Here is a 24,173-nt window from a genome sequence, read left to right as displayed (position 1 = left end):
CGGACATTTTCACGCTCTGGGGTGGGAACTTGGAGAAGAAAGACATTTTTGCGCAGATTCATGAATTGGAAACGCATATGGGAGACCTTCATCAAGAGCTTGGTGCGCTGAAACTCGTCGTCAAAGAGCTGCTGGAAGAGAATCAACGCTTGTGGATGGAGAATCAGCAGCTGCGCAAAGTACTGCACCACGAGCATCACGAGCACTTGGAAGTTGAACCTGAGGTGAAGGGAGACTCGGCACCCGCAGTACATCCTGATCCGAACGGGGATTCCAAAGAGAACGTGGTTGGCGAAGGGTATGATAATTTGGCGCGGCTGTATCATGAAGGGTTTCACATTTGCAACGTGTATTATGGACATTTGCGGACGGAAGGTGACTGTTTGTTCTGTCTGTCCTTCCTCAATAAATAACCGCGGCCGTAGGTCAGTGGGAACCGATAAGAGGGTTCCCCACCTACGGCTTTTTCATCATATTAGGGGCAATTTACAGCATAGCTGATGAGGAAATCCCTTATGAAACGTTATAGATATAGGTGTGAGTAGTACGTAAATGAAGATGATAAAGGCAGGGGCGTTATGGAGAATAGAAACGATGTGATCGGGCTGCATCCATCTGAGAGGCTCGACGATTTGCTCACTCATCAATTACGAATCATACAGAGCTCAGAGGTGTTCAGCTTCTCCATGGATGCTGTCCTGCTGGCTCGATTCGCTTCCGTGCCAACGCGTGGCCGGATTATGGATCTGTGCACAGGCAATGGGGTAATCCCACTGCTGCTGTCCACACGGACTAATGCGCAAATCGATGGATTGGAAATACAGCCAAGACTTGCGGATATGGCCAGCCGCAGCGTTCGGCTAAATGGCTTGGAAGAGCGAATACGCATTACCGAAGGGGATTTGAAGGCATTTACACCAGATGCAGAGCGTCCCTTTTACGAAATGATAACAGTGAATCCTCCCTATATGCCGTTGACGGCGGGTGATGTGAAAGAGAACGAGCATTATGCACTAGCTCGCAGTGAGGTCGCCTGTACACTGGAGGATGTGATCCGCACGAGTGCTAAGCTGCTGCGAACGGGCGGGAAGCTTGCCATGGTTCACCGTCCTAGCCGTTTGACAGATATCATAGCACTTATGCGGACATATCGATTGGAGCCGAAGCGTATTCGCTTCGTTCATCCACGCGAGGATGTAGAGGCCAATATGGTGCTGATTGAGGCCGCGCGAGACGGCAAGCCGGATGTACGGCTATTACCGCCGCTTATCGTATATAATGAAGGAAATGAATATCGTGAGGAATTAATGGATATCTATTATGGGAAAGCCTCGCAGCTGAAGGATGGATAATATGCAATTGACGGAACAATATAGCTACCAGCAGCAAGACAAGGAAAATGTAGGGGCATTATATCTTGTAGGGACGCCGATTGGGAATCTGGAAGATATGACATTCCGGGCCGTACGCATACTGCGGGAAGCCGATATTATTGCGGCGGAAGATACACGCGAGACGAGGAAGCTGTTGAGTCATTTCGAAATTACAGGGAAGACGCTGTACAGCTATCATGAGCATAACAAGCAGGCAAGCGGCCCTGAACTTGTGCGTATTATGGAAGAAGGCAAGCGTATCGCCCTTGTGAGCGACGCCGGATTACCCGCGATATCAGATCCGGGTGCAGATCTTGTTCAACTAGCTGTAGAAGTGGGTATTCCTGTTATTCCGATTCCTGGCCCGAATGCGGCCTTATCTGCCTTAATTGCGTCTGGGCTACCCACGAATCGTTTCACATTCGTGGGTTTCCTTCCGCGGGAGAAGAAGCATGCAGATACAGTGCTTACCTCACTCCGAATGGAAGCGGGAACGCTGTTATTCTATGAGTCACCGCACCGTATTGCGAAGACGCTCGATCGGCTAGCTTCCGCATACGGAGACAGCCGCCGGATTACGATTGCCCGTGAGCTGACGAAGCGTTTCGAACACTTCATCCGCGGTACGGTCGGCGAATGCATTGCCTTTGTAAGCGAGCATCCTCCATTAGGAGAATGTTGTATCGTCGTCGAGGGCGCTGATGAGAATGGAGCTTCTCAAGATGCGGGACAAGCATGGTGGCACGAATTGACGGAAGAAGAGCATGTTGCGCATTATGAACGTGAACAGGGAGTATCACGCAAGGATGCAATGAAACTGGCAGCCAAGGATCGCGGTGTATCCAAACGAGATATCTATCAGGCTTTGTTATAGAACAAGAATGGATACAATGGATCATATGTGAAATATGCAGACAATAGAGGGGAAACCGTTGCTGTAAAACAAAAAAAGACCTCCATGGTGGGTTCAAAACCATGGAGGCATCAAGGAAGATATAAAAAGGTTAGAATTAACATATGTGATTAGAGCTATTATAACCTATTTTTTTATTTTGTCACAGGTTGTGGTATTTCTGATATACATTCGTGACAAACAATTTTTCCTTTAAAGTATGTAACGTTCTCTGCATTGCCGCAGAAGATGCATGCTGGCTCATATTTCTTAAGCATGATGCGCTCTCCGTCAACGTAAATTTCTAGCGCATCCTTTTCACCGATACCAAGGGTGCGGCGAAGCTCGATCGGAATGACGACACGACCTAGTTCATCTACTTTACGGACGATACCAGTGGACTTCATCATAGTTCAACGCTCTCCTCTTTGCTTTAGCATGAAATGTCATATTTCGACAAAATTCTTTTTGGCTGATTCTTATCGTACCAACCATTCCCAAATTAGTCAACCTAAAAAATGTATACTTGGCGTGCTAATTTATGGATTTTAGGTTTTTTTAGCTTATATTAAGCTGTTTTTAACGACGTAGCGTACACTTTTACACTCGTATGGTATTTTTTATGCAAAAATAAACAGAAACAAGAATAAACCAAATCTTTTCGACAATAAGGCAGACTATGTCGAAAAGGTTCGAATCGAAAGGAGTGATTTTCAATGTTATTAGAGGAAAAAGTGTTCAAGGATCCGGTTCACAATTATGTGCATGTTCAAGATCGAACAATTTGGGATTTGATTAACACGAGGGAATTCCAGCGGCTCCGCCGCATTCGCCAATTAGGAACTTCCTATTTAACATTCCACGGAGCAGAGCATAGCCGCTTTTCTCATTCTCTGGGCGTATACGAGATTACTCGGCGGATTATTTCTCAATTTGAACGAAACCAATATGAGGACTGGCCGCAGGAAGAGAGGCTGGTTGCCTTATGTGCTGCATTGCTTCATGATGTGGGCCATGGACCATTCTCTCATTCCATTGAAGAGGCCTTCGATATGTTTCATGAAGATTGGACATACCGCATTATAATAGAAGATACCGATATCAACCGCGTGCTGAGACAAGTAGATCCACAGCTCCCAACCAAGGTGGCATCAGTGATTCGTAAGACATATGAGCGGCCGATTGTCGTGAATTTGGTATCCGGCTCCCTTGATGCGGATCGTATGGACTATTTGCTGCGGGATGCATACTTTACCGGTGTTAATTACGGTACATTCGATATCGATCGTATTCTAAGGGTGCTGCGACCGCTTAAGGATCGGATTGTAGTCAAAGAGAGCGGCATGCACGCAGTAGAGCATTACTTGCTAGCTCGATATGAGATGTACTGGCAAGTCTACTTCCATCCGGTAACCCGAAGCTCGGAGATGTTACTGCGCCTGATTTTCAAACGAGCCAAAGAATTGTATTTGGGTGGATACACTTTTCAATATTTCCTCTCTCCACTAGATTCTTTATTTGAAGGAACGATTACGACGGAACAATATGTCCAAATGGATGAGGCATTTGTGCAGACCGCATTCATGCAGTGGACAAGGGAGAAGGATGAACGTCTCGTTGACTTGTGCCAGCGATTCATGGAGCGTAAACTATATAAATATATTGAAATCGAACAGATGGATGACGATTTACAGGAACAATTGCGGGCAGAGTGGTCGCAAATTGGGCTTGATCCAAACTATGAACTTATGTTCGATTCCCCCTTCGACAAGCCCTATGATGTATATCGAAAGGGAGATGCCCGTTCACAGCAACATATTATGCTATGGGGACGGGATCAGCAAATTGTAGAGCTGTCCAAGAAATCGGATATTGTACGTTCCATTAGCGGCATTCGCCGTGGAAAACACTATATCTATTTCCCAATGGACAAGCTTCTAGAAGTCTCGAATCACCTTACGGAAGATACAAGGCGTATGTTTATACGCCGCAACCATTAGATCGATTTACAAGAAGGAGCGCATAAACGTGTTATTTGATACGCATACGCATTTAGACAGCAGCAATTTTGACGAGGATCGCGATCAGGTTATCACACGGGCCGTTGAACAAGGGGTGACCCGTATGGTTAACATCGGGTTCAATCGAGAGACGATCCCGACGACGATGGCGTTGGCGGAGAAATATGAGTTCATCTATGCAGCTGTGGGCTGGCATCCGGTAGATGCGATAACGATGAAGCCGGAGGATATAGACTGGATCGCCAAGCTAACGGAACATGAGAAGGTTGTGGCGATTGGCGAGATCGGACTGGACTATCACTGGGATACTTCTCCGAAGGATGTTCAGCACCGTGTATTCCGCGAGCAAATTGGGTTGGCGCGAGAATTGAAGATGCCGATCATTATTCATAATCGTGAGGCGCACGAAGATGTAATCCGCATCTTGCGCGAGGAGAAGGCTCACGAAGTAGGGGGCATCATGCACTCCTTCTCAGGTAGCTGGGAAACAGCGAAGATGTGTCTGGATATGGGCTTCTACCTTTCATTTGGAGGACCCGTTACGTTTAAAAATGCAAAACAGCCGAAAGAAGTACTTGTTAAGGTTCCGAATGACCGATTGCTTGTGGAGACAGATTCCCCCTATTTGACTCCCCATCCGTTCCGAGGCAAGCGTAATGAGTCCGCATATGTGCGTCTTGTTGCAGAGGTTGCAGCAGAGCTGAAGGGTATGGAATTTGAAGAATTTTGCAGAATGACGACTCAAAATGCTATGACATGTTTTGACATCACGTGAAAACGGGCCAAAAACAAGTGAAAAAAAGACATCGGCCATAAAATAAGTGGATTTCATTATGAAAAACGGATTAAGTTACATTTTTTTAACCATTTTTCGCGAAAAACGGAATTGCTACTGTCTTTACAAGAAGATTGCAAACACGATATGATTTCTCACAGATGTTATTACACAATTCAATATTGTTCCAACTAATTCAGTATCGCTTAATCTCCATGAAGTGGAGAGCGGGGGAACCAGAGTGTGAACGACATGACATGAGTACATGTTCATTCACACGGATTAATTCCTTGGGGTGAATTAGGGACGACCGAGCCATGAGCCGGTTGGTTCCGATAGGGCGACTCTCAAGCCCGAACCCGACAGCTAACCTCGTCAGCGTACCGAGAGAGGGTTCCTCGCGTCCTACACTGTTGACGTTTGGGTTTCTATTACGGAAGCCGCGAAAGAGTCTCCTCTTACGAAGGGCTTCTTTTGTTTACTCTCAAACATTCTTTTTTTGAATAATGAGAATAAAGACGTCATAGGGTGTAAGAAATAGGAGGTGGGAGCAGCCAATACTGAAACGTTGGTACGGAGATTTCGGCATTGTCTTGAACGATTACATGCTCGTTTATGGCAAGTGAAGTCTCTCGTAAACATTCTTGAAATAGTCGCGTCAGATGGAATCATGCAGAGCACTCGACGGCGGGACTATGTAAGGAGGACCGAGAAATGGGACAGATCGTGAACAACGAAACCCATGAACCCCGATCATCCAGCATGTCACTCGCATTGCGATGGAAGCATGAAAATGTACGTGTTATCACCGTTATTGCAGCTGTAGCAATCGTGATCACATTAATAGCAGTCTTGACTTGGTATAATGTAACGAAGAAGACAGTGGCTGTGCTCGTTGATGGACAAGAGCGTTCAGTCGAAACTCGCCTAGATACGCTTCGCAATGTTTTGGATGAGCATGCGATAGCGCTTGGGGCATACGATGTAGTATCGAAGCCGCTTGATGCAGAAATTGCTGATGGAGATCGAGTTATTATTGAACGCGCTTTGCCTATCCAAATTACAGCGGATGGGAAGAAAGAAACACAATTTACGACGAAGAAGTCGGTGCATGATGCACTAACTTCGCTGCAAATCCAGGTGAATCCTGAAGATAAGGTATTCCCTTCTAAGCGTGCCTCTATTTCGAAGGACATGGACATTCGCATTGTTCGTGTCAGCAAGAAGATGGAAGAGCGTAAAGTGAAGGTTCCTTATCAAGTGGTGAAGCAGGCAGATGCTACTCTCCTTAAGGGGAAGACCAAGACGGTTCAAGATGGAAAAGAAGGCTTGGTTGTCCAGAAAGTACAGAAAACGTACGAGGATGGTAAGCTCGTATATTCGCAGATGGTCGACAAATCCGTTCATACAAAACAAGTGAATCAAGTGATAGCCTACGGAACGAAGAAGGAACCGGAAGTTGCTGTTCTGTCAATGAACGCGCAGGAAGACGATTCTGACAATGTTTCCAGTGGCGACAAAGATTTTAACTATAAAAAAGTGCTGAAGAACGTTCAACTGACGGCGTATACGGAATCTGAGGGATCGGCTGGTGCGAAGACAGCATCTGGCGCGATGGTATCAGAAGGTCGTACTATCGCGGTTGATCCGAAGGTCATTCCGCTCGGCTGGTGGGTATATATCGAAGGGATTGGATTCAGACGTGCTGAAGATACAGGTGGCGCGGTCAAGGGGAAAATTATCGATGTATACTTCGACAGCAAGAAGGCGGTCAGCAAGTTCGGACGCAAGAAGGGGTACACCGTATACGTGGTTGGCCCAGTCAAGCCGGAATCGAACTAATGCACAAGGTATGCAGCCGTGTGTAATTAGGATATAGTAATGAATAATGATTTATGTCATGCTAAGAAGAGGGGACACCCTCTTCTTTTGTTGTTTATTTATGAATGGAAAGTAAGGGAAGGATGCGGAATTAGGAAGCAGCCTTGTGGTGAGAGGAGCAAGCATATTGATACGCGAAGTAATAGTTGTAGAAGGCAAAGATGATACCGTTGCCATTCACCGTGCCGTTGAAGCGGATACGATTGAGACGGGTGGATCGGCGATTAATGATACAACGATAAAACGCATCGCATTGGCCCAAGAGCGCCGAGGCGTTATTATTTTTACGGATCCAGATCATGCAGGGGAGAAAATTCGGAAGACGATAGCCGAACGTGTACCTGGGTGCAAGCACGCTTTCCTGCCTAGACATGAGGCGATAGCTAAAGGGGATCTTGGTGTGGAGAATGCAAAGCCAGAAGCGATTCGCCGTGCCTTAGAGCAGGTTCGCTCCGAGATGCCAAGCATGACGTCAGAGTTGACGTGGACGGATCTCGTGGAAGCGGGATTGACGACGCATGCAGGCTCTGCGGAACGCAGACGGCAGTTAGGTGAAATATTGGGCATTGGATACTGCAACGCGAAGCAGATGCTTAAGCGCTGCGGTGTGTTCCAGATCGGACGAGAGGAATTTGAGAACGCCTTGCGGAAGCTGAACCAATTCGAGCAGGGACAATGTGCAGAAGGAGAATAGATAGAATGACGCAGACGAAAATAGATATTGCAACACCGAATCGCACGAAAGACATTATACGCAAGCATGGGTTTTCATTTAAGAAAAGCTTAGGGCAGAACTTCCTAATTGATATGAACATTTTGCACCGTATTGTGGATGCTGCAGAGCTTGATGATGTGACAGGTGCCCTGGAGATTGGGCCTGGGATTGGTGCGCTTACGGAGCAGCTCGCTAAGCGCGCTCGTCGTGTAACAGCAGTCGAGATCGATCAGCGCTTGCTTCCGATATTAGGGGAAGTGCTGGAGCCCTATGAACATGTCCATGTTGTACATGGGGATGTATTGAAGGTGGATTTGCATGAATTGTTCCGCGAACAGTTCCAGGATGTCGAGCGGGTAAGTGTTGTGGCCAACTTGCCCTATTATGTGACGACACCGATTATGATGAAGCTTCTGGAGGAGCGTCTACCGCTCAAGAACATCGTCGTCATGATTCAGAAGGAAGTTGCAGAGCGAATGGCAGCGAAGCCGGGAGGCAAGGATTACGGCAGCTTAAGTGTGGCTGTTCAATATTTTGCAGAGCCGGAGCTTGTATGCACCGTACCGCATACGGTGTTCATCCCGCAGCCAAATGTAGAATCTGCAGTAATCCGTCTACGTGTGAGACAGACACCGCCTGTACAGGTGAAGGATGAGTCGCTGTTATTCGATGTTGTACAGGCTTCGTTCGCTCAGCGTCGCAAGACAATTTGGAATAACCTGAAGGCTCGCTATGCCAGCAAGTGTGGGACAGACAGGCTGACGGAAGCGCTCGCTTCAGCACAAATTGAACCGAATCGCCGAGGGGAGACACTCTCGATTGAGGAGTTCGCTGTTCTGTCCGACGCGATCGGTCAAGCCATTGCACATGCAGAAGAAGAGGATCAAGCGGAATAACATAACATAATTTTAAGGCTTAGGCATCACCAATTTATGCGTTTGCCCATAGGATAATCGGAGAGGTGATTGATCCTATGAACCAACCAGTGAAGCAAGGGGATTTGGTCGTACGCAAGTCGTACGGTGGCGATATTACATTCCGTGTGGAGGAGATCTTCCGACAGACGGCGGTTATTAAGGGGACGGATTATCGCTTACTGGCGGATTCCCATGTTGAAGATTTAGTTAGTGTACCAAAGGCAACGATTGCGCGCCGCACAGAACAGGCTCATATCAAGATGCTGGAGTCTGTCGAAGTGCTTGAACAGCAGCGTAGGCAGCTGCATGAGCGCAGGCGGACGGAGCTTCCATTTGCAGAGATGCCCAATTCCATTTCAACCTTTGATATGCCGGGAACGGTACTCCATCTGGATGGAGACCCCGGATATTTACAGAAGAGCATGGCGATATATAATCAGCTCAACGTGCCGGCAGAAGGCCATTATGTGAATGAACGCAACATGACAGATACGTTGTATCGGCTGCTGCCGCGAGTGAAGCCGAATATAATCGTCATTACTGGACATGATGGTGTTTTGAAGAATGGCAGGTTCCGTGATCTGTTAAATTTGCAGAATTATAAGAACTCCCAGAACTTCGTCAATGCGGTACAGACGGCAAGGCAGTATGAGCGGCATCTTGATTTATTGACTGTGATTGCCGGGGCATGCCAATCTCACTTCGAGGCGCTTCTGCAAGCAGGAGCCAATTTTGCAAGTTCACCGGGCCGAATTATGATTCATGCGCTTGATCCAGCTTACGTAGCGGTTAAGGCATCATATACCTCGATTCGTGATACCGTACAGATTGGGGATATTGCGCCTCATATGGTCAGTGGCATTGACGGGGTGGGTGGCATTGAGACAAAGGGAAGTTATCGAGTGGGCATGCCGAAGTTGAAGGATTTATCGACATTGAACGTTACGCCAACCGTAATATAAGCGGCCTATGTATAAAAAGCAGAAAAAAGAACCAATTTAATAAATTTGGGCAAAAAAACACATTGACACGAAAACGGTGTTATTGTTATAATTAATCGTTTATTTGACAACACCTCTTGAATTGGTTATAATGGACAAGGAAAGAGGTGGTAGCTGTAATGGCGAAAAACGCGCTGTTTGAAATTCGTCGTTGTCTTGAAGCACATGTCGGTCAGAAGATTCTGCTCCGCGCCAATGGCGGTCGTCGGAAAACGATTGAGCGTACGGGCGTGTTGGAAGAAACCTACCCTTCTGTATTTATTGTTAAGTTGGACCAGGATCAGAACGCGTTTAAGCGGGTATCCTATAGCTATGCAGATATATTAACAGAATCGGTCCAAGTGACCGTATGCGCCGATAACGGCGAGTTGAAGATTGAATATGTTCGCGGTTAAGCGACATGACGGCAGCCTGTGAGGGCTGCCTTTTGTTTTTAAAGGAATATCATGAGCACGCACGGTCATGGTTCTCCCAGATGCTCCCCCATAAATCGGAACAGGAGTGTACGTATAATGGAGGCGGCTTCTACTTACATTAACGGTAGGCCGATGATTATGTCGTGCTTGCTGATGATATGAACTTTAAGGTAAGCGTGGGAGGTGCAGTGATGAGCCGAAGAAAGCGCAGCTTCATGTCTGAAGATCTGAAGGTGGAATTGGCTAAAGATCTTGGCTTCTACGATACGGTGTCCAAATACGGATGGGGTGCTATCCGTGCGAAGGATGCTGGCGATATGGTCAAGCGGGCCATTCAACTTGCCGAAGAGGCAGCCTCGAAAAAATAACGAGTCATGAACCTTCTATCCAGCGAGCATCGGATCTATTCCGCTCTGTTCGCTTTTTTTGTACGAAATCATGTTCATTGCCTGTATACGTACACATATGACTTGCACCATAGAGTCTGTTATAATAACGTAAGCGATCCGTAGGATAAAGAAGGGTGAACGCGAGTGAAAGTGTACGAGAAGGCGCCTGCCAAAATAAATTTGCTATTGGACGTGCTGCGTAAGCGCGAGGATGGGTATCATGACGTCGAAATGGTCATGACGATGGTAGACTTAGCGGACCGTCTCGAGATGGAGGAACTTCCTCGAGATACGATTATCATCTCCAGCCAAGCAGGTTACATACCGTTAGATGAGAAGAACTTGGCGTTCCAAGCGGCAAAACTAATTAAAGAACGTTATGAAGTGAAGCAAGGCGTATATATTCATTTAGATAAAAAAATACCAGTAGCTGCCGGACTAGCCGGCGGAAGCAGCGATGCTGCTGCTACACTGCGAGGCTTGAATCGATTATGGAAGTTAGAGATTCCCGATGAAGAGCTGCAGGTGCTCGGCGCGGAACTTGGGTCTGACGTCCCGTTCTGCGTGACGGGAGGGACTGCAATAGCTCGCGGCCGCGGAGAGGCGCTTGAAATGATTGAGCAGCCACCTCAATGCTGGGTTGTGCTTGCCAAGCCGCCGATTAATGTATCGACAGCTGATGTCTATGGGCGCCTTAGAGCGAATCAGATTACGGTGCATCCATCGCTCAATCAAATGCGCAGGGCGATACAGGCCCAAAGCTTCCAAGGGGTGTGTGAATCGCTTGGCAACGTGCTGGAGGATGTCACGCTGCCGCTCCATCCGGAAGTACAGCAGTTGAAGGATGCTATGCTTCGGCTCGGGGCTGAAGGAGTGCTGATGTCGGGCAGCGGCCCGACGGTATTCGGCCTTGTGTCTAAAGAATCTAAGATCGCAAGGATTTATAATGGACTGCGCGGTTTTTGCAAGGAAGTGTACGCGGTACGCTTGTTGGGATAACAGGCTTAAATAGATTAACGTGCGTCAAGAAGGCGAAATGGTTACAATTCAAGGATTGCTTGACTTGACAAGCGGCCTTCGTCTTGCTAACTAGCGTACATTCATGTAATATCTACAATATAATATTCGGTTTTGAGCGAGGAGTAATCATGAAAAAATTGAAGCGAAGCGCCCGTCTGGTTGAGATGACCCAATATCTGATGTCTAAGCCGCATACGCTCATACCGCTCACGACATTTGCAGAACGTTACGGTGCAGCCAAGTCTTCCATCAGCGAAGATTTGGCTATTATTAAAGAGGTGTTCGAGAGCGAAGGAACGGGAGATTTACTGACGCTGGCTGGTGCTGCAGGTGGAGTGAAGTTTATTCCGAAATGCACGCCAAATATCGCACTTCCTGTCATTGAGTCTTTATGCGCATCAATGGGGCATCCAGACCGGGTGCTTCCTGGGGGATATTTCTATATTACTGATATTTTAGGCCAACCGGCCTTGATGAACGATGTAGGTCGAATGTTCGCATCTGCCTTTGCAGGCTGCGATATTGACGTCGTGATGACGGTAGAGACGAAGGGGATTCCAATTGCCTATGCGACTGCTGCTCATCTGAACCTGCCAGTGGTGCTAGTACGTCGCGACCATGTTGTGACAGAGGGATCAGCCGTTAGCATTAACTATGTATCAGGATCGCAGAAGAGCATCCATACGATGACACTCGCACGGCGTGCCTTGAAGGAACGCTCACGTGTATTGATCGTGGACGATTTCATGCGTGCTGGTGGAACGATTCACGGCATGATGGATCTGCTGAAGGAATTCGATGCCACAGTAGCGGGTGTTGGCGTATTGGTAGAATCGGAGGATGTATCGAACGAAGAACGGCTGCTGACAGACTATGTTTCCCTCATTCGCGTTGGGACTGTAGATGCGCGGACTCGCCATATTATGGTGAAGCCGGGGAACTACTTCGATAAGGAATAAGCGATAAAGGACAATATTGATTGGGGAGGGTATTCATATGTCTCATGGATTAGAAGCAATTGCAACGAATCAAGCGCCTGCGGCCATTGGCCCATACTCACAAGCAATGAAGCTGGGCAACCTCTTGTTCACTTCGGGTCAAATTCCGTTGACTGCACAAGGTGTGCTCGTGGAAGGCGGCATTGAGGAGCAGACACATCAAGTGTTCTCCAACTTGAAGGCTGTGCTTGCAGAAGCAGGTACTTCTTTCGATAAGGTAATTAAGGCTACTGTTTTTATCAAAGACATGAATCAATTTGCTCAAATCAATGCTATCTTTGAATCGTACTTCGGTAATCACAAGCCTGCACGCTCCTGCGTAGAGGTAGCGAGACTTCCGAAGGACGTACTTGTCGAAATTGAACTGATCGCAGCGATATAAATCGAAGCTTGTCGAATCCGTTAAAGACAGGCATAATTTTTTAAAAAAAGTTAGATTATTGGCAAATTTAAGAAGGATTTCTCATGCGCGTGTGGAATTATACACCAAGTCTCGATGGAAAAAGGTGGTGAACACACGTGCAAATTACTGATGTAAGACTCCGCCGCGTCAACACAGAGGGGAGAATGAAGGCAATCGCATCGATTACGATCGATAATGAGTTTGTCGTTCATGACATTCGTGTAATCGACGGCAACAATGGCATGTTTGTAGCGATGCCGAGCAAGCGGACTCCAGATGGCGAATTCTGCGATATTGCTCATCCGATTTCTTCGGCGACTCGCGAGAAGATTCAAGCTGCTGTATTGGCTGAATACGAACGCGCTGCTACGGAAGAGGAAGTTATCGAAGAGGGCGCGTAGTTTTATGATTTTATAATTGGGGTTGCAAAGAAAGAGAGCCAATCATAGGGGCTCTCTTTTCTTTTTCTCCATAATGAGATATATTCTTCTATGGAGTAAAGGTAGAGCAGGAGGTCGGACGCTTTGAAAAGAATGGCCATTGTGCTTGCTGCCGGACAAGGCAAACGCATGAAGTCAAAATTGTACAAGGTGCTTCATCCCGTATGCGGGAAACCAATGGTAGGGCATGTTCTTGATGCTGTCGAAAGTGTGGATTGTGAGCGCACAGTCGTCATTGTAGGACATGGAGCGGAAGCAGTACAGCAATTCCTGGGAAACCGCGCCGAGTACGCCTTGCAGGCGGAACAGCTTGGTACAGGACATGCGGTTAAGCAAGCGAAGGCGCTTCTTGATGGTGAGGAAGGAACGACACTTGTCATTTGCGGCGATACACCGCTGGTGACACCAGAAACGTTGGCTCAGTTGATGGAACTGCATAACCGCGCTCAGGCGTCAGCGACGATTTTGACGGCTGAACTGAATGATCCGACAGGTTATGGTCGCGTCATTCGCGCAGAAGACGGTTCGGTCTTGAAAATTGTCGAACAAAAGGATTGTACGACCGAAGAGCAACTCGTGAAGGAGATCAATACGGGCACGTATTGCTTTGACAATGTGAAGTTGTTCGCGGCGCTGGAGCAGATCAGAAATGATAATGCCCAGCAGGAGTATTATTTGACTGACGTAATCGGCATCATGAAGGCACAAGGAGATATAGTGCAAGCATATTGTACGCCGGATAACAGTGAGGCAATCGGCGTTAATGATCGCTTGGTGTTGTCTGAAGCGGAACGCTTCATGCGTGAGCGTATCAATAAGCGCCATATGCTGAATGGTGTAACGATTATTGATCCTGGCAATACGTATATCGAGTCTGGTGTTGTCATCGGAGCGGATACGATCATTGAACCAGGGACAAGCCTGCGTGGCAACACGTCGGTTGGCGGCGAATGCGTTATTGGGCCGAACAGCGAGATTGTTGATTCTACAATCGGCGATCAAGTGCATATCAAGCAATCTGTACTCAGTGAAGCGATTGTAGGCGACGAGAGTTCAGTTGGTCCATTCGCTTATTTGCGTCCAGGCGCACGTCTTGGCAAGCAGGTGAAAGTCGGCGACTTCGTGGAAATTAAAAATGCGTCGCTTGATGATCAAACGAAGGTATCGCATCTCAGTTATATTGGTGATGCCGAAGTAGGGAAGAATGTAAATGTTGGATGTGGCGCGATTACGGTCAACTATGACGGCTTCAATAAGTCGCTCACTCAAATTGGCGATGATGCGTTCATTGGCAGCAATGTCAACTTGATTGCACCTATCAAAGTGGGCACTGGCGCTTACGTCGTTGCCGGATCAACGATTACACATCCTGTACCAGATAATGACTTGGCCATCGCTCGTGAGCGTCAAGTAAACAAGCCAGGGTATGCGGAGAAGATTCGCGCCCGCGCAAAAGCAAAAAAAGAACGAGAAAAGTGATCGATAAGGTTGCACTTTTCATTCAATATCGTTTAGCATGGTATTGAGAGCCTTTTTAGTTGAGACCATGTAGGGATAGACTAAGCAGCACCATTAACGGACAGTATTAAAACAACGATGAACAAGAACCGGCACGGAGGGTTTTTAATATCATGACGTATTGTGATTCCAAGTTGAAAATTTTCACTTGCAACTCCAATCCTAATTTGGCGAACAAGATTGCAGAATACATCGGAATTCCGATGGGAGATGCAGAAACGAAGAGCTTTAGTGATGGAGAAATCCAAGTTAAGTTGTCTGAAAGTGTACGCGGTTGTGACGTTTACGTCGTTCAATCGACATGCGACCCGGTCAATGACAATTTGATGGAGTTGCTTGTAATGGTGGACGCATTGAAGCGTGCATCGGCAAAGAGCATTAACGTAGTTATCCCTTACTATGGCTACGCTCGCCAAGACCGTAAAGCGCGTTCGCGCGATCCGATTACGGCGAAGCTTGTAGCGAACTTGATCGAGACAGCAGGAGCTCATCGTGTCATTACGATGGACTTGCATGCCACACAAATTCAAGGATTCTTTGATATTCCTGTGGATCATATGCTGGGTGTTCCAATTTTGGCACAATATTTCCGCTCGAAGCAACTCGAAAACGTTGTTGTCGTATCGCCTGACCATGGTGGTGTGGTACGTGCGCGTAAATTGGCTGACTTCCTGAATGCGCCGCTTGCCATTATCGACAAGCGCCGTCCAGAGCCGAACGTTAGTGAAGTTATGAATATTATCGGGGATATTAAAGGCAAGACAGCGATCATTATCGATGACATTATCGACACTGCTGGTACGATCGTGCTTGGTGCGAACGCATTGGTTGAAGCAGGAGTGAAGGAAGTCTACGCTTGCTGCACGCATCCAGTATTGTCCGGACCTGCGATGGATCGTCTGGAGAAATCGCCATTTAAAGAGGTTGTTGTAACGGATACAATTCCGATTACACATGAAAACCCATCTAGCAAGTTACACGTACTGTCGGTTGCACCGTTAATGGGTGAAGCGATTATTCGTGTTCACGAAGAATTGTCTATCAGTAAATTGTTTGAGATTGAATAAAGCGTGGGTCGAGTGACCTGAGCTGCACATTACGGAAGGGTTACGTCTTCGGTCTTCGCCGGAGAAGTAACCCTTATCGGCATTTGAATATGTCTGCAAATCAGTTGCGGATGCATGCAAAAAGCAGTTCAATCATCATATCGATGATCAATAAGGAAGGATGTAGCGCTCTTGAAGTGGATTGTAGGATTAGGTAACCCGGGAACCGAATATGCCGCAACCCGCCACAATATCGGCTTTATGGCAATTGACTCTCTTGCGGATCGCTTCGGCATTCAGGTACGTGAGAGCAAATGCAAGGCGTTACTAGGAGAGGGGCGCGTTGGAACAGAGAAGGTTGTTCTTATCAAACCCATGACGTATATGAATCTGTCTGGAGAGGCTGTTCGCGCATATATGGATTACTATAAGGCGGATATTGAGGATTTTATCGTTCTATATGATGATATGGATACAGAGCTTGGGAAGATTCGCTTACGCTATCAAGGGAGTGCGGGTGGTCACAACGGGATTAAATCGCTCATCCAGCATCTAGGAACGCAATCCTTCAATCGGGTTCGGATGGGGATATCTCGTCCGGAGCCTGGTCGGTCTATTGTAGATTATGTGCTGTCTACGTTCCCTAAAGCGGGTATGGATGACTTGAAGCAGACGGTTGAGCGCACTTGCGACGCTGTCGAATTCTCGCTCAAGCATTCGTTCGAGCAGACGATGGCGAAATTCAACGGATAATCTGATCGAAAAATATCGGTTTTCAGCACCAAGAAGGTTGCGGGAACTTGAAGCACATGCTTTCGTAGCGAGTTTTGCTCCGCAAAACTTGTAAGGAGCAACGGAGTGTAGGCGGGACTACATGAGCAGCTGAAATGTTTCTGCAGGAAACATACTTCGGAAGCATACGCTGTTAGAGGGTGAGAGCAAGATTCGCCGCCGAATTACTTCCTGAGAAACTTCGTGATCAAAACTGATATAGGCTAATGTGCCTTTCTTTTGGACATACTGAACGGTATAATCCAAGAATGGGAGGCATATACATGTCTGTGAATTACGTGTGCAAACATTGTCATACAATGATTGGGCGCATCGACGGGAATGGGATTGATGAGGAACGCCTCGGCTTCCACCGTCTTACCCCAGACGAGCGCCAACAATATATTGTTGTTCATTCCAATGGAGATGTAACCGTGCGGATGACATGTGAATATTGTACAGAAGCAATTCAGATGCATCCCGAGTTGTCTTTGCTTTCCTCCCCCTTGCAATGAGGGTATATGGGCAATGGGAGTTAGCGTCAGCCTTGGCTTGTCAGCCGAGGCTTATTTTGGATGAGGGTAACGTATATAACCTTACTAGTTATACCTTGTAGTATTTATTGTGGGTGAGAAAGAGGTGCCTATCTTTTGTTGAATGCACTCATGCAAGCTTTATCAGAAGAACGTGATATTGAATCGATTGCTGCGGGTGTCCGTGCAGGAATGAAGGAGCAATTGGTATCCGGCTTGTCCGGTTCAGCTCGTCAGGTGATGATGGCAGCACTTCAGATGCAGTTGGATCGTCCAGTACTCGTCGTCACACACAACATGTTCTCTGCACAAAAAGTAGCTGATGATCTGCAAGAATGTTTGTCGGCGGATCAAGTGCTCTTATATCCAGCCAATGAGTTGGTAGCTGCAGAAGCAGCGATATCAAGTCCAGAAGTGATTGCGCAGCGCATCGAGGTGCTTACCCGGTGTGCACATGGATTCCGTGGGATAATCGTAACGCCGTATGCGGGATTACGGCGCTTTTTGCCTGCCCGTGAGATGATGGCTGAGGCTGGCATATCTCTGTCGCTAGGCGATGAGCTTCCACTGGAAACCTTCTTGGCAGAGATGGTTGCGTGCGGCTATGAGCGTACAGAACGGGTCGAGGCCAAGGGAGAGATGAGCGTCCGTGGTGGGATAGTAGATATTTATCCAATCACGGCTCCTTATCCGTATCGAATTGAATGGTTCGATGATGAAATTGACTCCATTCGCTCATTCGATACACAGGATCAACGTTCTATCGATAAGTTGAAGCAATTGACGATACTGCCTTGCAAAGACTTAATTGCAGACGAGACACGCTTCGCCGCTGCGGCTGAGGCGACTTTTGCACGTCTCGAAGAACAGCTGGGCAAGATGTCCGATCGCCAAGTAAAGGAGAAGCTTGAGCGGGAAATCGGGCATGATATCGAACGAATGAGAGGTTCTGTATATTTTACAGAGCTCTATAAATACGTGGCGCTGCTCTATCCAGAGAAGCACACATTATATGACTATATGCCGAAGGACACGCTGCTTGTCGTAGATGAGCCTGCTAGAGTCATGGAGACAGCCAAGCAGCTTGAACGAGATGAACTGGAGTGGAGCACACATCTGTTGTCGAATGGCAAGACATTGCCAGCGCTGCCTCTAGGTGTGACATCTGACGTCGCGATGGGCAAGCGTCCATTCCAGACCGTATTTATGGCGCTGTTCCTTAGACAGGTTCCACATACGCAGCCTCAAAATATCGTGAACGTCATGTGCCGCTCCATGCAGAACTTCCATGGACAAATGAATGTCTTGAAAGCAGAAATGGAACGGTGGAAGAAGACGGGCGCTAACGTCATTATGCTGGCGAACGGTGATGAACGAATTGAACGGATGCGCCGTGTGCTTCAGGATTACGCAATACCTGAGCCTACGATCTTAAAGGGCAACCTGCAGACAGGCTTCGAGCTCCCGTCCATTCACCTTGTGGTCATTACGGAGGGTGAGATGTTCTCCGGCAAGCAGCGGAAGACACGCCGCACGGAACTGAACGCGAAGGTGGACAATGCGGAGCGGATTCGCAGCTATACGGAACTGAAGATCGGCGATTATGTCGTTCATCAGAATCATGGTATTGGTAAGTATATCGGAATTGGGACGCTGGATTTCAATGGTATCCATAAGGACTATCTGCATATTTTGTATGCGGGTGGGGATAAACTATCTGTCCCAGTGGATCAGCTTCATCTCATCCAGCGCTATGTAAGCTCGGAAGAGAAGGAGCCGAAGATCTATAAGCTGGGTGGCACCGAGTGGACGAAGGTTAAGAATAAAGTTCGTTCCTCCGTGAAGGACATTGCAGACGATTTGATCAAGCTGTACGCATCAAGACATGCATCTAGCGGTTATGCATTCGAGAAAGATACACCAGAGCAGCGGGAATTCGAGGATATGTTCCCCTATGATGAGACGCGAGATCAACTGCGTGCCATCGAAGAAATTAAGCAGGATATGGAGAAGGCGAGTCCGATGGATCGTCTATTGTGCGGTGACGTAGGGTATGGCAAGACGGAAGTTGCGGTTCGAGCTGCCTTCAAGGCCGCAATCGAAGGCAAGCAGGTGGCGATACTCGTACCAACAACCATCTTGGCACAGCAGCACTATGAGACGTTCCGTGAGCGATTTGCTGACTATCCATTTAATATTCAGGTTCTTAGCCGATTCCGTTCCCGCAAGGAACAGAACGAATCCATGAAAGGGCTGAAGTCGGGTGTTGTCGACGTCATTATCGGCACTCACCGCCTGCTCTCTCAGGATGTTGTTTTCAAAGATTTAGGATTGCTGATTGTCGATGAAGAACAACGTTTTGGCGTAACGCACAAGGAGAAGTTGAAAAAGCTGAAGATGAATGTCGACGTGCTGACACTGACGGCAACACCTATTCCGCGTACCTTGCATATGTCCATGCTCGGTGTCCGGGATTTGTCGGTTATCGAGACACCGCCAGAAAATCGATTCCCAGTTCAGACCTACGTGCTGGAATACAGCGATAATTTAGTTCGCGAGGCGATAGAACGAGAACTGGCAAGAGGCGGACAGGTCTACTTCCTGTTCAACCGAGTGCAGGGGATTCATCAGATGGCCGACCATATTAAAATGCTCGTGCCGGATGCCCGTGTGACGGTAAGCCATGGACAAATGTCCGAGACAGAGCTGGAGAAGACAATTCTCGACTTCTTGGATGGGGAATACGATGTGCTCGTCAGCACCAGCATTATCGAGACAGGCGTAGACATTCCGAACGTGAACACGCTCATCGTTCATGATGCAGACAAGATGGGTCTGTCGCAGCTGTATCAGTTGCGTGGGCGAGTGGGCCGCTCGAACCGGATTGCTTATGCTTACTTCACTTATCAGCGCGACAAGGTGTTGAACGAGGTGGCAGAGAAGCGTCTTCAGGCGATTAAGGAGTTCACCGAGCTTGGCTCTGGATTCAAAATTGCGATGCGCGACTTGTCCATTCGAGGTGCGGGTAATCTGCTGGGTGCGGAGCAGCATGGATTTATCGCATCAGTTGGATTTGATCTATACTCGCAGATGCTTGCAGATGAGGTGAACAAGCGCAAGGCGGAGATCGATGGTGTCGCTATTGAGGATCAGCAGGAGCTTACAACCCTCATCGACCTGAACGTAGATGCGTATTTGCCGCCGAATTATATTTATGATAGTATTCAGAAGATTGAGATTTATAAAAAGGTAGCGGGACTTGCTACATTGGATGAAGTCGAAGAACTGCGGGACGAACTCATCGACCGCTTTGGTGAACCACCTCTTGCTGTCCTTCAATTACTCGCCGTCGCTAGGCTGAAGCTTCATGCGAAGCAGTATGGATGGGAGTCGATTGTACAGCGTGGAGATGTGGTCACGATCAAGGTCCATTCTTCGGCGGATCCGTGGTTAGACCGCAAGAAGATGGCTGCCGTTGCATCTAAGCTCGACCGACGGATTAATGTCGATCAAGAGGCTTACGGTGCTGTGAAGTTCAATGCACGGGGCGTTGATGCGCTGCAGCTGTTAATGATACTAGAGCAATTCATGCAGGAAGCTAAGGGTGCCATCAAATCGAAGGGAGAATTGCAGAATGTTGCAAAATAACAAGACGCGTTCCAAGAAGTGGTTGTTGCTGGCATTGTCTGCGGTACTCGCCATATCCGTATTAGCCGGATGCGGCAATAAAGACGAGAAGTCAGCGGGCAAGGCAACCGACAACAGTAAAGTCGTTGCTACGTATGAGGGAGGACAGATTACACAGAATGATTTCGACAAAGAAATCTCGAACATGCTGTTCTTCTATCCGGAATACGAGCAGATCATTGGCATGGATCAATTCCGCGACTACTTCGTGAAGCAGCAAATCGCGTATCGCTATTTGGATGGCAAAGCACCGGAGAAAGCAAAGCAAACCGGTAAAGATAAAGCCAAAGAACAAATTGGCTTGATGAAGAAGCAAGTCGGAGACAAGCAGTTCAAAGAAATGCTGGACAAGCGCAAACTCACGGAAGAGGAAATTACGGAGTATATGGCGCGCATCTTGACAGTTGTACAGGATTACAACGGCAAGGTAACGGAAGATCAGCTCAAAGCTGAGTTCGAGAAGAATAAGAAAGAAATGACAACTGCTTCCGTTCGTCATATTCTCATTGGATTCAAGGACAAAGAAGGCAAAGAGCGCAAAAAAGAAGATGCTCTGAAGATGGCGAAGGATGTACAAGCTCGTCTGAAAAAGGGTGAGGACTTCGCGAAGTTGGCTGAGACAACGTCTGACGATCCAGGCTCCGCTAAGACTGGTGGTCTGTACAAGGACGCTGCTGTAGGTCAATGGGTACCGCAATTCAAGGAAGCTGCCTTGACATTGCCGCTTAATCAAGTGAGCGATCCAGTTGAGACAGACTACGGCTACCACGTTATGCGCGTGGAAGATCGTAAAGAGAAGGAATACAGCAAGTTGACAGAAGAAGAGAAGGAAGCATTGCGTACGCGCGCAGCTTCTGAGCTGATGAACAACTTCATGCAGAAGGATCTGGATAAGCTGATCAAGAAAATCGACCTTCCTAAGACGGAGACAAAGCCGGAAGAGAAGAAGGACGAGAAGAAAGATCAGAATACAGAAGCTCCCAAAGATACAAAAGCAGAATCAGGCAAGTGAAGGCATGCCGCGAGATGATGTGTCATCATCTCGTGCCGTAGCCCTTTCCCCTCAAGGGGAAGGGGCTATTTTTCGCGGATGGTATGGAAAAGGAATGAAATATTCATAAAAACAATAAAAAGTTTTCATTTCCGGTTTCATCCTCTAAAAATACGTTTATTTACATTTGTCATGGTTTGGGGGAAATTAGACATACTATGTTAGCGGCTATTCAAATTACTACCGGTCATAATTTGAATGGAGTGTCTTTTCCCTGTGTGCACAGAAGTAAAATGCCAAAGCAAATCCAACATTTCGCATTGATGTCGAAAAAGTTAAGCTTCGTTTCGACAAAATCAGAGGAAAACGCTAAAAAATTCCGCCATATTGATGAAAAATGTGAAAATTTTAAGAATTCGTTCTAAAAAAATGTCGGTTAGTGTCGAAAAATGTGATTTTTTTTGCAACTTGGATGGCATTACCTACGTATGATGTGTATGTATAAGAACTTGGGAGCAGATGAATACTATGGTCAGTATTACAAACCATTCCGCATCCCTCCTAATTAACAATAATACAGTAGATCGAAAATACTTACTGAAAGCGGGGCAACTCATAATGAAAGCTACTGGAATTGTTCGTCGTATCGATGACCTCGGACGTGTTGTAATCCCTAAAGAAATTCGTCGCACTTTGCGCATTCGCGAGGGAGATCCTCTTGAAATTTTCGTTGATCGTGATGGAGAAGTTATCCTTAAGAAATATTCCCCAATTGGTGAATTGGGCGACTTCGCTAAGGAATATGCGGAATCCTTGTATGAGAGCACAGGACATATCACAATGATCTCTGACCGTGATAATGTAATCGCAGTTGCTGGCGGATCGAAGAAAGAATACATGGACAAGCAAATCGGGATGTTGCTTGAGAACTGTATGGAAAACCGCAAGACAATGATCGAAACGAACGCAGGCAATTATGAAATCGTAAAAGACAGCCAAGAAGCTTTCTCTTCTTTCGTTGTTGCTCCAATCGTTGCTGGTGGAGATCCTATCGGTACAGTTGTTATGCTTAACAAAGACGACAGCGTGAAAATGAGCCAAATGGAAGTGAAAATGTCGGAAACGGCTGCTGGCTTCCTTGGTAAGCAAATGGAGCAGTAATCCGAAATTTGCTAACGAAAGTCCCCTGCTCATACAGGATGCGTGTAAACGCAGCTTGAGAGATGCAGGGGCTTTTTTTTGTGCTCCAACCTTCAATATCCAGTTATCCCCACGTCATTGCAGAGGCTTATTGATATGCCGTATTGTTTTTTTTGTTGGGCAGGAGCGCTGAAAATGCGAGATTGCAGAGTGCTGCAGCTTCTATGCATGGAGCTTTCCCAGTAAGGAGGAATTGGCCTGTCTTGGTATGATATAATACGTTACGAATGTTAGAGATGGGCGGGGATGATGGGTTGAACAAACGAACCCCCCGAGTTGCGGGGCAAGTTATGTCTGGCGCTTTATTGCTAGGCATGGCGACGATAGTGTCGAAGGTGATCGGAACACTGCAGAAAATCCCGCTGCAAAATATCGGGGGAGACGGTGTATTCGGCATATATAACGCAGTATACCCGTTCTATGTGCTGCTAGTAGCGATAGCTAGTGCGGGTATTCCAGTTGCGGTAGCACGGCTCGTGGCAGAATGCGAGGCTGCTGGGGATGAGATAGGCTCTGAACAGGTACTCCTAGCCTCCGGTCTGCTCATGACGGTTACTGGGATTGCTGGGTTCTTCGCTATGTTGGCTGGCGCAGAACAGATAGCCAGTTGGATTGGCAATCAACATACGGTGGCCGCTATCCAGAGCGCTGCCTATGCGCTGCTTGTAATGCCGCTTGCCGCTGCTCTTCGAGGCTACGATCAGGGCAGTGGAAGGATGACGTCGACAGCTGTATCGCAGGTTGTCGAGCAGACAGGACGCGTGGCGGTCATGATCGGGCTTCTGCTGTACTATAGTCATCTGGGCGCAGCGGATGAGACGATCGCTGCAGGAGCTACGCTTGGATCATTTGCGGGTGGCCTATGCGGGTTGCTAACTATGATGATCTTCCGCTGGAGGGAGAAGCGTAGAAACCGCAGTCGACTGCGGAAAAGGCCGCAATTAGGGATGAAGCAGCAGGCAGGTGCCATCTGGAGCTGGATTCGGAAGCTGACTTGGACTGCACTGCCAATTTGTTTAGGTGCAATTGTGCTGCCAGCGGTAAATGTAGTGGATGTATTTACGGTGCCTCGGTTTCTACTGCAGCAAGGGTGGAGTGAGGCAGAGGCACTCGCACAGTTCGGCGTGTACAGCCGGGCGTATCCACTTGTGCAACTTGTCACAATGGTTGCGAGCTCGCTTGCTGT

24 protein-coding genes and 1 riboswitch are annotated in these 24,173 nt (G+C 47.5%); of the genes, 23 read left to right on the top strand and 1 reads right to left on the bottom strand.

Annotation, left to right across the window (positions count from 1 at the left end; translation table 11 throughout):
• Positions 1 to 29: 29 nt before the first annotated feature.
• From yabA to rsmI, 3 genes are all read left to right on the top strand, one after another.
• Entirely contained in the window at positions 30 to 413 is a 384-nt protein-coding gene (gene yabA / locus AZ66_RS09750; RefSeq protein WP_021260712.1) for a DNA replication initiation control protein YabA, read from the top strand.
• Between the two features lie 165 nt (positions 414 to 578).
• On the top strand, positions 579 to 1,352 hold the full coding sequence (locus tag AZ66_RS09745) for a tRNA1(Val) (adenine(37)-N6)-methyltransferase (protein WP_044354670.1): 774 nt from the start codon (positions 579 to 581) through the stop codon (positions 1,350 to 1,352).
• Between the two features lies 1 nt (position 1,353).
• Positions 1,354 to 2,247 (top strand): 16S rRNA (cytidine(1402)-2'-O)-methyltransferase, encoded by an 894-nt coding sequence (rsmI, locus tag AZ66_RS09740; RefSeq protein WP_044354669.1) that lies wholly within the window; start codon positions 1,354 to 1,356, stop codon positions 2,245 to 2,247.
• Between the two features lie 173 nt (positions 2,248 to 2,420).
• Here the strand turns inward: rsmI and AZ66_RS09735 are convergent, their stop codons facing one another.
• A complete protein-coding gene (locus AZ66_RS09735) occupies positions 2,421 to 2,675 on the bottom strand; it encodes an AbrB/MazE/SpoVT family DNA-binding domain-containing protein (protein WP_005545514.1) in 255 nt (84 codons plus the stop codon).
• A 306-nt stretch (positions 2,676 to 2,981) separates the two neighbouring features.
• On the opposite strand from AZ66_RS09735, the gene AZ66_RS09730 reads away from it, so the two are divergent.
• The 20 genes from AZ66_RS09730 to AZ66_RS30505 all read left to right on the top strand — a co-directional run.
• Entirely contained in the window at positions 2,982 to 4,265 is a 1,284-nt protein-coding gene (locus tag AZ66_RS09730) for an HD domain-containing protein (protein ID WP_021260709.1), read from the top strand.
• A gap of 28 nt (positions 4,266 to 4,293) precedes the next feature.
• A complete protein-coding gene (locus AZ66_RS09725) occupies positions 4,294 to 5,061 on the top strand; it encodes a TatD family hydrolase (protein WP_044354668.1) in 768 nt (255 codons plus the stop codon).
• A gap of 193 nt (positions 5,062 to 5,254) precedes the next feature.
• Positions 5,255 to 5,458: riboswitch (cyclic di-AMP (ydaO/yuaA leader) on the top strand.
• 317 nt (positions 5,459 to 5,775) lie between these two features.
• Complete coding sequence (locus AZ66_RS09720; protein WP_021260707.1) at positions 5,776 to 6,903, top strand: 3D domain-containing protein; 1,128 nt, start codon at positions 5,776 to 5,778, stop codon at positions 6,901 to 6,903.
• Positions 6,904 to 7,069: 166 nt separating this feature from the next.
• A complete protein-coding gene (gene rnmV, locus AZ66_RS09715; RefSeq protein WP_044354678.1) occupies positions 7,070 to 7,636 on the top strand; it encodes a ribonuclease M5 in 567 nt (188 codons plus the stop codon).
• A 5-nt stretch (positions 7,637 to 7,641) separates the two neighbouring features.
• On the top strand, positions 7,642 to 8,553 hold the full coding sequence (gene rsmA, locus AZ66_RS09710) for a 16S rRNA (adenine(1518)-N(6)/adenine(1519)-N(6))-dimethyltransferase RsmA (protein ID WP_044354666.1): 912 nt from the start codon (positions 7,642 to 7,644) through the stop codon (positions 8,551 to 8,553).
• Positions 8,554 to 8,630: 77 nt separating this feature from the next.
• Entirely contained in the window at positions 8,631 to 9,536 is a 906-nt protein-coding gene (gene yabG, locus AZ66_RS09705) for a sporulation peptidase YabG (RefSeq protein WP_044354665.1), read from the top strand.
• 158 nt (positions 9,537 to 9,694) lie between these two features.
• The gene (gene veg, locus AZ66_RS09700; protein ID WP_021255244.1) at positions 9,695 to 9,970 is read left to right on the top strand and encodes a biofilm formation stimulator Veg; all 276 of its coding nucleotides are present in this window, start codon (positions 9,695 to 9,697) and stop codon (positions 9,968 to 9,970) included.
• A gap of 212 nt (positions 9,971 to 10,182) precedes the next feature.
• Complete coding sequence (locus AZ66_RS09695) at positions 10,183 to 10,359, top strand: small acid-soluble spore protein (alpha/beta-type sasp) (protein WP_021255243.1); 177 nt, start codon at positions 10,183 to 10,185, stop codon at positions 10,357 to 10,359.
• 165 nt (positions 10,360 to 10,524) lie between these two features.
• Positions 10,525 to 11,379: a 4-(cytidine 5'-diphospho)-2-C-methyl-D-erythritol kinase gene (ispE, locus tag AZ66_RS09690; protein ID WP_044354664.1), complete on the top strand. Its 855-nt coding sequence runs from the start codon at positions 10,525 to 10,527 to the stop codon at positions 11,377 to 11,379.
• Positions 11,380 to 11,528: 149 nt separating this feature from the next.
• Positions 11,529 to 12,359 (top strand): pur operon repressor, encoded by an 831-nt coding sequence (gene purR, locus AZ66_RS09685; RefSeq protein WP_021260702.1) that lies wholly within the window; start codon positions 11,529 to 11,531, stop codon positions 12,357 to 12,359.
• 37 nt (positions 12,360 to 12,396) lie between these two features.
• A complete protein-coding gene (locus AZ66_RS09680) occupies positions 12,397 to 12,780 on the top strand; it encodes a RidA family protein (RefSeq protein ID WP_044354662.1) in 384 nt (127 codons plus the stop codon).
• Between the two features lie 137 nt (positions 12,781 to 12,917).
• Entirely contained in the window at positions 12,918 to 13,202 is a 285-nt protein-coding gene (gene spoVG / locus AZ66_RS09675) for a septation regulator SpoVG (protein ID WP_044354661.1), read from the top strand.
• Between the two features lie 123 nt (positions 13,203 to 13,325).
• Positions 13,326 to 14,720: a bifunctional UDP-N-acetylglucosamine diphosphorylase/glucosamine-1-phosphate N-acetyltransferase GlmU gene (glmU, locus tag AZ66_RS09670; protein WP_044354659.1), complete on the top strand. Its 1,395-nt coding sequence runs from the start codon at positions 13,326 to 13,328 to the stop codon at positions 14,718 to 14,720.
• A gap of 152 nt (positions 14,721 to 14,872) precedes the next feature.
• The gene (locus AZ66_RS09665; protein ID WP_005545532.1) at positions 14,873 to 15,826 is read left to right on the top strand and encodes a ribose-phosphate diphosphokinase; all 954 of its coding nucleotides are present in this window, start codon (positions 14,873 to 14,875) and stop codon (positions 15,824 to 15,826) included.
• 171 nt (positions 15,827 to 15,997) lie between these two features.
• Positions 15,998 to 16,558 (top strand): aminoacyl-tRNA hydrolase, encoded by a 561-nt coding sequence (pth, locus tag AZ66_RS09660; protein ID WP_044354657.1) that lies wholly within the window; start codon positions 15,998 to 16,000, stop codon positions 16,556 to 16,558.
• Positions 16,559 to 16,860: 302 nt separating this feature from the next.
• Positions 16,861 to 17,091 (top strand): anti-sigma-F factor Fin, encoded by a 231-nt coding sequence (locus AZ66_RS09655; RefSeq protein WP_021255237.1) that lies wholly within the window; start codon positions 16,861 to 16,863, stop codon positions 17,089 to 17,091.
• 135 nt (positions 17,092 to 17,226) lie between these two features.
• The gene (mfd, locus tag AZ66_RS09650) at positions 17,227 to 20,757 is read left to right on the top strand and encodes a transcription-repair coupling factor (protein WP_044354656.1); all 3,531 of its coding nucleotides are present in this window, start codon (positions 17,227 to 17,229) and stop codon (positions 20,755 to 20,757) included.
• Positions 20,744 to 21,808, top strand: coding sequence for a peptidylprolyl isomerase (locus AZ66_RS09645; RefSeq protein ID WP_021260697.1), 1,065 nt, complete (start codon positions 20,744 to 20,746; stop codon positions 21,806 to 21,808). Before mfd ends, AZ66_RS09645 begins: the two co-directional genes overlap by 14 nt.
• A gap of 597 nt (positions 21,809 to 22,405) precedes the next feature.
• Positions 22,406 to 22,948: a stage V sporulation protein T gene (gene spoVT, locus AZ66_RS09635; RefSeq protein WP_021260696.1), complete on the top strand. Its 543-nt coding sequence runs from the start codon at positions 22,406 to 22,408 to the stop codon at positions 22,946 to 22,948.
• A gap of 293 nt (positions 22,949 to 23,241) precedes the next feature.
• Positions 23,242 to 24,173, top strand: a 932-nt coding sequence (locus AZ66_RS30505) for an oligosaccharide flippase family protein (protein ID WP_231586805.1), incomplete at its 3' end; no start/stop codon positions are given.

Origin of the sequence: Paenibacillus sp. E194 (genome assembly GCF_000935845.1) — a bacterium.
GTDB lineage: Bacteria > Bacillota > Bacilli > Paenibacillales > Paenibacillaceae > Paenibacillus_B > Paenibacillus_B alvei_B.
This window is presented reverse-complemented; position numbering and strand designations above follow the sequence as displayed.